Annotated in this window: 10 protein-coding genes and 1 pseudogene; 2 read left to right on the top strand and 9 right to left on the bottom strand. The window is 36.9% G+C overall.

Translation table 11 applies throughout. From position 1 onward, the window contains the following. Positions 1-329: 329 nt before the first annotated feature. From WMZ97_RS12485 to WMZ97_RS12450, 8 genes are all read right to left on the bottom strand, one after another. On the bottom strand, positions 330-530 hold the full coding sequence (locus tag WMZ97_RS12485; RefSeq protein WP_343272421.1) for a hypothetical protein: 201 nt from the start codon (positions 528-530) through the stop codon (positions 330-332). A 954-nt stretch (positions 531-1,484) separates the two neighbouring features. Then, the gene (locus WMZ97_RS12480; RefSeq protein ID WP_343272420.1) at positions 1,485-2,966 is read right to left on the bottom strand and encodes an alanine/glycine:cation symporter family protein; all 1,482 of its coding nucleotides are present in this window, start codon (positions 2,964-2,966) and stop codon (positions 1,485-1,487) included. Between the two features lie 129 nt (positions 2,967-3,095). Further along, the gene (locus WMZ97_RS12475; RefSeq protein WP_343272419.1) at positions 3,096-4,253 is read right to left on the bottom strand and encodes a pyridoxal phosphate-dependent aminotransferase; all 1,158 of its coding nucleotides are present in this window, start codon (positions 4,251-4,253) and stop codon (positions 3,096-3,098) included. Positions 4,254-4,735: 482 nt separating this feature from the next. Further along, a complete protein-coding gene (locus tag WMZ97_RS12470; protein WP_343272418.1) occupies positions 4,736-5,197 on the bottom strand; it encodes a RidA family protein in 462 nt (153 codons plus the stop codon). Positions 5,198-5,327: 130 nt separating this feature from the next. Further along, positions 5,328-6,410, bottom strand: a complete 1,083-nt coding sequence (locus tag WMZ97_RS12465) for an alanine racemase (protein ID WP_343272417.1) — start codon at positions 6,408-6,410, stop codon at positions 5,328-5,330. A 48-nt stretch (positions 6,411-6,458) separates the two neighbouring features. Continuing rightward, complete coding sequence (locus tag WMZ97_RS12460) at positions 6,459-7,091, bottom strand: bifunctional 4-hydroxy-2-oxoglutarate aldolase/2-dehydro-3-deoxy-phosphogluconate aldolase (protein ID WP_343272416.1); 633 nt, start codon at positions 7,089-7,091, stop codon at positions 6,459-6,461. Between the two features lie 43 nt (positions 7,092-7,134). Further along, the gene (locus WMZ97_RS12455; protein WP_343272415.1) at positions 7,135-8,091 is read right to left on the bottom strand and encodes a sugar kinase; all 957 of its coding nucleotides are present in this window, start codon (positions 8,089-8,091) and stop codon (positions 7,135-7,137) included. Between the two features lie 13 nt (positions 8,092-8,104). After that, a complete protein-coding gene (locus WMZ97_RS12450) occupies positions 8,105-9,121 on the bottom strand; it encodes a LacI family DNA-binding transcriptional regulator (protein ID WP_343272414.1) in 1,017 nt (338 codons plus the stop codon). A 453-nt stretch (positions 9,122-9,574) separates the two neighbouring features. Here WMZ97_RS12450 and WMZ97_RS21940 point away from each other — a divergent pair. Next, a pseudogene (locus WMZ97_RS21940) lies at positions 9,575-9,702 on the top strand (transposase); the annotation flags it as partial. Next, positions 9,683-9,898 carry an integrase core domain-containing protein gene (locus tag WMZ97_RS21935; RefSeq protein ID WP_405027690.1) on the top strand — a complete coding sequence of 72 codons (216 nt, stop codon included), beginning with the start codon at positions 9,683-9,685 and terminating at the stop codon, positions 9,896-9,898. The pseudogene WMZ97_RS21940 and the gene WMZ97_RS21935, both read left to right, overlap by 20 nt. Before the next feature lie 176 nt (positions 9,899-10,074). Here WMZ97_RS21935 and WMZ97_RS12445 read toward each other — a convergent pair whose 3' ends face one another. After that, entirely contained in the window at positions 10,075-11,430 is a 1,356-nt protein-coding gene (locus tag WMZ97_RS12445; RefSeq protein WP_343272413.1) for an IS1182 family transposase, read from the bottom strand. Positions 11,431-11,587: the final 157 nt, after the last annotated feature.

The raw sequence follows: 11,587 nt of genomic DNA, 5'->3' as shown, positions 1-11,587 counted from the left end.
GTAACCCAACTCGTCCATCAGTGGGAACTAGACAAGGCGCTATAGGCTTATATACGGCCCATTCTACAGCCATGGGTCATTTAGTTAAAAGCTTTAAATAAATGATACCCTGATTTTGGGGTTACGTTCTTGGGCTGTAGAACGTTACCTCAAAATCGGGGCCAGCAAGCGACAGCGCGGTAGCCCGAATAAAGTGTACAAAATGATAGTGCCTGAAATATTGGTATGAAAGCAGCGTCGAGAAAAACTTGACACATACGAAAGAATGCCCGGCTGGAAATTCGGAATAATTTCATATATAATGGATATAGATAAAGAGAGAAGTGCAATCAACACTCCTCTCTGCAACTGCTACCGTCCGGGTGGTGGTTGTCAAAAGTTACTTTTCTTTTTGAGAACCACCCATTTGCTTGTTGACGGCGCAGGGTGGTTTTCTCTTTTTCAAAAAAAGCTTTCTTAAAGAAATGCGCACTAATTGCACGAACCATTCCTTTTAAAACCTCTCTAAGAAAATCGAGAAATGTTTCCATGATTACCACCTCCTTTCCGATCCATAACGATCAGGAAAGAAGTACGACAACCAACATTTACGTAGTGGGGGGCTGACCTCAAAGCTCCATTCTGCAGCATCCGTGTGCGAGTGCATCAAAGTGTATCTAATCAATAGCGTTTTTGGTATCAATTTAATTCCCATAGGGTTGATGCACTTTAATTGTATAATAAGCAGTGGATCTAGACGCTTATCTTATTTTTAAGTTTTTAATATCCAACATCATAGATATATTATATTGTGCTTCCATCAAACAAATGATTTAGAGATTTCCTCTGTAGCAGAAACCAATGTTGGAATGTGTTTCTCTACCATTGTCAACGCGAAGGTGAAGTCTGACTCCCGCTTTTGTTTTACGGAACTTTGCCCAAGGGCATTGCGTCAAACTCATACTCATCGTTGTAGAATCAATGACATGAAGTCTACCAAAGCCAGCAGTTGGGGGACTATTCCCCATTTTTGTCTGGATCTGAAATACTAGATGGTGAATCACCTTTTCAAAAGTCCCAAGTGGCAATTGCCCTAGCTTTCTGGATAATAGTGATGTACTAATTTCAAATTCATGTGCTTTTGGAAGCTTTCTTATCCTTAAGATTTTTTGTTAGCTAAGATAGGCTTTCAGCTTCATTCAACTGAGCAATAATAAGCAATTCAAGAAATTTGTATGAACGTTAGTTTTTTAACATATTTATCAAGGTCAACAACATTAATAAGCTTTATAAATTTTTCTTCATTGATTGACTTTTAACAGTTCATTTAGTGTTATCCTTGTCCATGAGAATCTCCTTTATAATTAGGTATTTGGACAGGACTACTACCCTAATTATAAAGGATCTTTCATTGAATTGTGACCATTTTACAATTTCGTTATAATTTAACGGCCCAAAATAATTGACAAATTGTTTGTAAGTTTTAACAAATTTAGTGAGTTATGTTATTGAATTTTTGTTGTGTTTATATCATTTTTCTCGTGCTTTTGATTTTCCCACGCATTTGCATTTTTAATCCCTAGCTTGGAGGGGGAAAAGACAGGGTCTATCCCTTGATATTTTTGAACCTCGTAATCTTTTAAGGCTTTGATGGCAATTCCACTTAGAAGCAAAATTGCAATAACGTTTAGCCAGGCAAAAACACCAACAGCTAGATCCCCCATGCCCCATACTGTGGTTGCAGAACTAATAGATCCAAGAAATGCCGCTAAAGGAAGCACGACCTTCAATCCACTTACAAGCCATTTTCTTACAATGTTGGAACTTAAGAATATAAGATTTGTTTCCACATAGTGAAAATAGGCTATTAATGTTGTGAAAGAAAATAACAAAAGTGAGATAGCAACAAATCCAGGCCCAAATCCACCTAAGACTGAATCTATTGCATATTGAACGTATTCAGGTCCAATATCAATATTACTAGGTAAATTTTTTACAATAAAACCACTCGAGGAATTTTCAACATTATACATTCCAGTAATTAATATAACAAAAGCAGTCGCTGTACAAATCAACGTATCTATATAAACTGATAGGGATTGAACTATTCCTTGTTTAGCAGGATGGGAAACATCTGCAGCAGCAGCAGCATGAGCTCCCGTTCCTTGTCCAGCCTCATTGGAATATAATCCTCTTTTCACTCCCCAAGAAACCGCTGCCCCCAATATACCAGCAAATGCTTCTTCCATTCCGAATGCGCTTTTAAATATTAAAGAAAATACAGCAGGTATTTGGTCTGCTTTTAATATAACGATAATTAATATTACAGCAACATATAACAAGCCCATAATTGGCACCAGTGTTTGAGCTACTTTGGCGATTCTTTTTGTTCCCCCAAACACAATTAATGATAGTGCTACAACAATTGTCAACCCAGTAATATACGGAGGTATACTAAATGCGTTATTCATACTAGCGGCTATAGTGTTTGAGTGAATACCTGGAAGTAATAAACCTAATCCAATTGATGCACAAATAGCGAATATTACCCCATATGACTTTATTCCTAATCCCTTGTAAATAAAATATGCTGGTCCACCACGGTATTCTCCATCTATATCTTCTTTATAGATTTGTGCTAAAGTTGATTCAACGAAGGCTGTAGCTGCACTTAAAAATCCAAGTAGCCACATCCAAAAAATTGCCCCAGGGCCACCTAAAGCTATAGCTGTTGCAACACCAGCAATATTCCCAGTTCCGACACGCGCTGAAAGTGCGATAGAAAGTGCTTCGAATGATGTTACACGTTTTTCGTCTGATTCCCCGCTATTCTTTAAAAGTCTAAACATTTCCTTAAAATGTCGTATTTGCATAAACCGCGTGGATATACTAAAATAGATTGCCGCTCCAAAAAGTAATACAACAAAGGTTGAACTCCAAATAACTGAATCCAAATTATCGGAAATTGCCTCCAAGATCGTTTCCATTATGTTCCCTCCCAATTCAAACGTTTTATAGTTAATAATAGTGCAATAGTATTTAGAACTTGTTTTAGTCATTTGACCCAATAGAAGCTTTATCTTACGCATACATTTTTGTAATATAGTTCCTTACCATTAATAATATTTTTCTACATGGTCACGGATTCTTCTAACAGCTTCTATCAAATTATCTTCTGAGTTGGCAAATGAAATGCGGATATATCCCTCACCCATATTTCCAAATGCGGAGCCCGGTGTTGTTGCAACTTTACTTTTGGTTAGAAGTTCAATTGCAAATTCTTCAGATGTCTTTTCAAATGCCTTAATATTCGGAAAAGCATAAAAGCTACCCTCAGATTTAACACAAGAAAATCCCGGTATTTCATTTAAACCACCAATTAAAATATCTCTTCTACGTTTATAATGATTTATCATATCTTTAACTTCCGTCTGCGGACCTGTGATAGCTTCTATAGCAGCCTTTTGTATAAAAGGAGGGACACAAGAAGCAATTCCTTCCTGAATTTTCGGCATTGCCGAAATAAAACTTTTATTTCCAACCACATAACCTACCCTCCAACCCGTCATCGAATAGGTCTTGGATAAACTATTAATAACAAGCACATTATCATTAACCTCAGGTATTTGTGCCATACTAAATTGAACTTTATCATCGTAAATTATCTTTTCATAAACTTCATCAGATATAACCATTAAATTATGTTTTAGAACTACCTCCGCTAATTCACTCATATCTTTTTCATCCAAAACTGCACCTAATGGATTGCTTGGTGAGTTTATTATTAAAACTTTTGTAGCTGGAGTGATTGCTTTTTCAACGTCTTCAGCTTTTAATTTAAATTCATTTTCTTCGAAAACGGGTACAGGTACGACCTTGGCACCCAATATATGCATTTGACCTAAATAATTGGGATATGCAGGATCAGATACGATTACTTCATCTCCTGGGTTAATTATTGTTGCAAGAGCTAAAAAAATAGCTTCCATACCACCAAATGTTATCATTACTTGTTCTGAAGTGTACTTATTATTAAACTGAACTGAATATTTGTTTGCAACGGCTTGACGTAACTTTTCCACTCCTGCATTCGAAACATAATGAGTATAATTATCCTTTATAGCCTGCTGTGCAGCCTTTTTTATAGTATAAGGCGTTTCAAAATTTGGTTCTCCTAGTGCTAAATTTATTGTATCTTCATATTGGTTAGCAAGTTCAAATATCTTTCTTATTGATGAGGCTGGATAGTATTCTGCGATATTTGATAAAATCAATACATACTCCTCCTAATGATGATTAAATATTTTCCTTATAGTGGAACTATTTCCCTTACGTTATTTCAAATTTCAAAGATGCTCTGCAAATATTAATAGATGCTTTTCCTTATTGGATGGCTTGGTTCCTTCTCAATCTACTACTTTTTAGTCTTTTATTTCTGCTGCTCAATGCATTCTCAAAGTCTGTCAAATTATTGTTACACACTATGTTATGCCAAAGTTTTTACGTAAGAGAATGAAAAGCATTGTTGGCCAAAACACGTTCCAAAAGAAGAAAAATGGAACTCCCAATATAAAAGATCCTACATTATTTGCCAACATAACTAGTGGACTCGCTGTCATTAATACTTAAAGTACCATTAACACTATGACAACCTTTTTCATTTTTCTTAACCTCCTATTAATAGATAACTTTATTTATTAAGCTCATAATCAAAATACTGATACCGTTTTCAAATTGAATTGTTGAAACCGAAGAATTAATCTTCTATTTCAACAATAATTTCAATTTCTACTGGTGTATTAAATGGAAGTTCGTTGGTGCCAAGGGCTGAGCGAGCGTGCCTGCCATTTTCTCCAAAAACCTCCAAGAATAAATCAGATGCACCATTCATGACGAAAGGCTGATCTTTAAACTCATCATCACTTTGCACAAATCCCAATACCTTAACAACTTTTTTAACACGGTCCAAACTGCCTAAATGCCATTTAAGTGCAGATAAACAATTAATAGCACATTGTCTTGCAGCCTTTTGTCCTTCCTTAACGGTTAACTCCCTACCTAATTTGCCTTCTAAAATGAGTTCGCCATTCACACGGCAATCTTGACCAGAGGTATAAACAAGATTTCCCACTTGGGTTACAGGCACATATGAAAACTTCGGCGTTTGTAACTCCTGTAATGTAATCCCTGATTTTTCTAATCTCTTTTCAATAGACATAACTTATCTCTCCTCTAATTAAAATCCTTATTTTGGTTGAAGTATCTTTGATGCAAGACTGATAAAAATCTTTGAAGCATCAATTACTTGCTGAATCTCAACAAACTCATTGATAAACTTTTAGCCCCTTTTAATAGTTTTTACCTCTTGCATCAATATTGATACTCCCTTGATAATCATTATTTTTATAGGAATATACAGTTTCATTTAAATTAGGAATTACACAGCTGTGATTAGGGACAATTTCAAGTTGGTCACCAATCCTGAAATTATATTTTTCCGGATCATATCGAAGGTAACCATGTTCCTCATTCAATTTGACAATTTTCATATCGGGCTTGCCAATGATCGTACCGAATTTATCATTTGCAACAGATAAGTCACTTGTAAGTGCCTTAGACCCCGCATCAATTGTTGCATATCCTGGTAAAGGAATACTAACAATGCTTGCGCAAATTCGGAGCGCACATTCCTCAGGTGTATAGATACCATGTACGATTGCATTCATATCGCCAAAAACATAGTTACCGGCACGGCTCTCTGATATACCTTTTAATTGTTCAGCATGGTAGGAAGAAAGGGTGGAACCACCTGACGTTATCTTTACATCAATACCATGTGAATTCAAGAGTTCCTGATTCTCCATCAAGAGTTGTGCTTCGCGAAGAGTTTCCTGTTTGACCTCATCTACCGTTGGCAAAGCATAAATTTGGCCAACATATGTAAATAACCCCATAAATGTAATACCAGGCAATTTTATTACTTCCAATGCTAAATCCAGTGTAGCTTGACCGGATTGAACCCCGCCGCGGTGACTGCCACCATCAATTTCAATTAGAACCTCAATTTTATTTCCAGTTAATACTCCGACTTTAGATAATCCTTCCGCAACAACAAGACTGTCGGCAATTGTTCGAATAGTAACTCTCCTTGCCAATTCAGCTAATCGCTCAAGTTTTTCCTGACCAACAATCGGATATGCCAGAAAGATATTTTCGACACCATTATCCACAAAGACTTTTGCTTCAGACAGTTTCGCACAAGTGATTCCTTTTGCACCCGCAGCAAGCTGCTTTCGGGCAATTTCAACACTTTTATGTGTTTTGATATGCGGCCAATGATCAATTCCTGCCTTTTTAAGCCGGGTTCCCATCATTTCAATATTTTTGTCTAATTTATTTACATCAACATAAACATAGGGTGTGCTTGGCATATTTGTCTTCCTCCCTCTATATAATTAAAATGTCTTCAAAATGCTCCTTTACTGATTACTTCCAGAATTAACAAGCTGAACTAGCCGTGATGCGATACTTACTATTTGCTCTAAATCAGCTGTTTCTGAAATTGTCTTCGGAACCAATGAACTTCCCAATCCAACAGCAGTAACTCCCGCTTTTATGTATCCCATAAGATTACTTTCACTGATTCCTCCGGTTGCCATTAAAGGAATTTGTCCCAATGGACCTGACAAGTTTTTAAAATATCCGGCACCCATCGAACCTGCTGGAAAAATCTTCACCATATCAGCACCATGTTCATATGCAGTTAATATTTCCGTTGGAGTTAAACAACCGGGAATACTGATAACTCCATATCTATTTGACATTTCAATTGTTTTTAGATTTAATGTCGGTGCGACAATAAATTTTGCCCCATGTTGAATAGCTGCTCGAGCAGACTCGGGGTCAAGTACAGTCCCTGCACCAACGAGCATCTCTTCATCTTTTGAAAATCGCCTAATCATTTCGCAGGCATTTAGTGAATCAAGCGTAATCTCGACCGCTTTAATTCCGCCTTTTTTAAGCGCCTTAATAATTTCATCGGCATGGTCTGAATTTACTCCTCTCATAATTGCAACCAAAGGATTTTCAACCAATTGCTGTATCGAAGCCATTTTCCTTCCTCCTTACTTGATGGATTAATATTTTTAAACAGTATTATCGTTCAATAAATACGGACTTTCCTGTCGCTATCAGTACATCCTCCAAGTATGGTAGCCCCTCATTATCACCGGAAACAGATACAACCATCGAGCCAACTGTATTGGCAAATTCCAATGATTCCTTTAAACTACTCCCTTGTAAATAGGAATAAATATACCCTGCATTAAATCCATCACCAGCGCCCACTGTATCCACCACTTTTCTTGGTTTTTTAGCCCTAGCATTGATGATCTCTCCGTTAAAATAGCCTACTGAACCTTCATCCCCACGTTTAATGATGACATGTTCAGCACCATATTCCTTATATGTATCGATATATTGTTCTAACGTTTTTGGTCCAAAAAGCCATTCCGCTTCTTGTTCACCCGAGAAAACAAAGTCAACATAAGGTAATAATTTCAACAATCCTTCTCTTGCATCTTCCAGGCTCCATAATTTTAGTCGAATATTCGGATCAAAGGAAACTTTAACATTATTTTTTTTGGCGAGTTTAGCTGCATGTTCCAATATAGCTATATTTTTGGGATTAATAGCAGCAAATACTCCTGTTATATGAAGAACCTTTGAATTCCGGATAAATTCTTCAGATATACTGTCTAATGTTAATTCATTTGTTGGAGATGGGTGCCGGTAATAAAATGTCCGACCAGATCCATCCTCCAAAATCTCTTTAAAATTAATTGATGTTGGATATTCATCCATTAGTTTAACCTCTGAAATATCAATACCTTCACCACGAATAAAATTAAGAATATGCCTTCCAAATTCATCATTCCCAGTCCGGCTGATTATTCCAATTTTCAACCCAAGTCTCGCACAACCGATCGCGAAATTAAGTTCAGCACCCCCAACTTTTTTTTCAAAGGAATGAACATATCTCATTGGCCCCTTGGATGCAGGGTTAAACGTTATCATCGCATCGCCGATTGTAATCACATCATTTTTCAACATATTCACCTTGTTTCTATTGTTGTATCTGTTTACTCGATTCCCGAATAATTAATTTTGGTTCAAAACGAAAAACATTGCCTGTCTCTTTAATTTCGTCATTAATTGTCTGAAGCAATAATTTCGCCGCCTTTGAGCCCATATCAAATGCCGGCTGAGCAACTGTCGTAATCATAGGATTAAACGCACTGGCAAACGGAACTTCGTCAATACCAACTAAAGCTAATTCCCGTGGAAGATTTATACCTTCCTCCCGACAAAGTTCTAGTATTTCAAGTAATGTTAAATCATTACCGGCAACGAGTCCTTTTGGCGGGTTTGGCAAAGCAAACATTTTTTTAATTGAATTCTTTATCTGTTTTAATTCTGTATGAATAATATATTCATCCTTAACAAGCAATCCATTTTCCTCTAAAACCTTACGATAGCCTTTGACCCTCTCTAATCTTGGAGTCAAATGCTGGCTCAATAAGGTTGTTACGATTCCTATCTCTTTTATGCCCTCGTCAATCAAATGCTGAACAGCCAAAGAACTGGCTTTTTCATTGTCCAGCAAGATAGAATAACCCTTACCATCTGGACCAAGGCGATCCATGAAAATAAGTGGATAATTTTCATCCAGCAGCTTTTTATATAGGTCCAGGTTTTCACCTGTAGGAAAGACAATTAGCCCATCCACTTGCTTTGCTCTTAACATTTTAATATAATTTTTTTCTTTCTTTGGGTCATCATCGGCATTACAAACAATGACATGAAATTGATGCAAGTGACAATAATCTTCAATAGACCGGATCACTTGTGTTGAAAAAGTATGAAGGATATTCGCAACGATTACCCCAATGGTTGAAGTTTTTTTTTGTCTCAGGCTTCGTGCAATATAATTTGGCTGGTAATTCAATTTTTCAACTGCATCTTCAATACGCTTTTTTGTACCTTCACTCATATAGTTGAAACGCTTATTTAAATATTGCGAAACTGTACTATTCGAAACATCTGCAGCCTTTGCAACATCTGTAATACTTACTTTTTTCATCTTCTACCTCTTTCAATTAAATCGGTTTAGTAAATCGGTTTATATTTATTATACATACCTTTGAATCCATTTTCAAGTTGTTTTTCTATTATTCGACAAACTTTGATTTTCGTTAAAATTGATTTAAAGCTACGCGATAAGATGAGCGTTGCAGTCCCTTTGTCTCAGGGCAGGCTGCATTTTTAATATCCATACAATAAAGTTGAACTATTCCACCTATTAATCAGTTTGAGCAGTGTACCAGTTAGACATTATTTATGCCAATCCCTCGATATTCCCACAACACGGGCAAAAATCTTCTTAAAAAATCTAAACACAAAACCAGCAAAACAATCATCAAGCCAACAGGTAAATTCTTATTTCGTTTGATCATATTTGATGCAATCGAGGCTGACCACAAATATAATGGACCCAAGATATAGACACGTAAAAAGGATGTGTTAAGGTAGGTATATGAAACGAAAAAGATATACACCAGAATTCAAATCACAAATCGTGTTGGAAATCTTGAAGGAAGAAAAAACGATGAGCCAGATTGCTTCGGGCATGGGATTCATGTGAATCAACTGCATAAATGGAAGCAGAGGTCGTGCACTGGATAATATTAGGATAGAGCGTTTTTGGCGAAGTCTTAAATACGAAAAGGTCTATTTAAAAGACTATGGCACTCCAAGGGAGGCAAGACGCAATATTAGAGATTATATTGATCTTTATAATCACGAACAGTCTCATCAGTCAATAAACTATAAGACACCGAGCGCCATTTATTTTCAATAGGTCAATTCCCATTTCAGCAACTATCTTCCCCATGTCAGGAAAGGTATGGTTTGTAAGATGGAAAGAGACAAAATGATGACCAACCATATTTTTATAAAATTGAATCAATTTCATAATTACTCTTTTTAAAAATATAAAGACCTGCAGAATTTGAAAATATATTTTTTAAAAATTTTTTAAGCAGCTTGTTGCTGGTTTAAACGTGCATTAATACGATCCGCAGCCAATTTTGAAGCATTATAAATAAGCGTTACGATGTCAAAGTGAACTTTTGCGCGTTTACCAGTACGATTACGAACATTGTTGAGTTGAAAGTATTCCTTTAAGTAAGCATTGACGCGCTCAACTGCACTGCGGCGTTTGAAAATCGTTTTCCATGCTTTTGATCCTCGCGCTGGTGCTGTATATCTTCTGAGATCTGTTGTGATTTTTACTTTATAAATCTTTTGGCAGATACCTTCGTTTGCTAGAGGACAATCACTGCATTCGTTTGGTCTAGTGTATTTCAACGTTTCATATTTGGCATCGAAACTATCATAACGGTAAGAATGCTCCCTGAAACAGGTCGGGGCAAAATGCTTATCAAAGCCAACAAGTTCCCTTTCGTTTTTCTTGTTATAAGCAATGACAGATTGTTGTTCCATTTGATGCACTTGCTCATAAATTGGGTCGTAATCATAGCCAGCATCCATTGTTTGATAGCGCAAAGATGGAAGCGAAAGACGTTCATCAATCCCTTTTAATAGAGGAATAGCTGCTTTGCCATCATTTAAACTGCCAGACGAAAAGAGCGATTGTAAAATGTATTGACTTGATGTACCAACAGCTAAGTGGCCTTTATAGCCATACCAGAAAACATTCTTTCCTTCGCTGTTCTTCTTCACGCCCCATTTTGGGTCTTGAGGGACTTTAGCGCGTAATTCGTCTAGGGGTACATCTAATTGGGCTTCTATTTTCTTTTCGAAAATAGGAAGATTGGCTTCCTTTTTTGCCTGTTCAATAAGCCATTGTTCTCGCTCATCCTTGGATTTGCGCCCACGTTTTTTGGATTCAGCTTTTGGCTTTTCTTCTTTTGGTGGTGCTTGATCACGTGCTTCAAAGTGGGTTGCGTCAATAGCGACAGTGTCATCATCGATAAAGCCTTCAGCGATTGCTTGAAGAACAACCTTTTCTTGTGATTTCACTAGAACATCGGAATCACTAAGTTTTGTAATAAGCCGTGAATAGGCCGATTCAGAAGGTGTTTGGTCGGAAATAAGGAACCCGCAATTCAATTTAAATACAAAGTCATCATTCAAGCGTTTTACCAAATCCTTGTTGGTAGGAATTCGCTCGACAATCCGCACAAAAAGGGAAATAATCATTGCTGCGTAATTCAGGTCTACAGGTGCACCAAGACGAGTCTTTTTGTTCACTTCACAGTAGATTGTATCCAATTCTATTGCTGAAATAATCGATTCATAACGATGGGTAGGTTCCATCTCGTATAATTCTTGGATGCCAAATAAGCTTTGTTGCCGTATAATGGTCATAGGGAGTACTCCTTCAGTCTTTTTTGGTTGTCTGTCAACTACCATTATACAAGATTTGGGGAGGTACTTCCTTTTTCGTGTCTCAAACGTGTTGGGGCGCAAGGGCTAAGAATTATGAAATTCATTCAATTAGTGTCTTGACAATGGGGTCCACCTT

It is taken from the genome of Lentibacillus songyuanensis (assembly GCF_039548255.1).
Classification (GTDB): Bacteria; Bacillota; Bacilli; order Bacillales; family Amphibacillaceae; genus Lentibacillus_C; species Lentibacillus_C songyuanensis.
The sequence above is the reverse complement of the archived record's forward strand: the minus strand, read 5'-3'. Positions and strand labels throughout refer to the sequence as shown.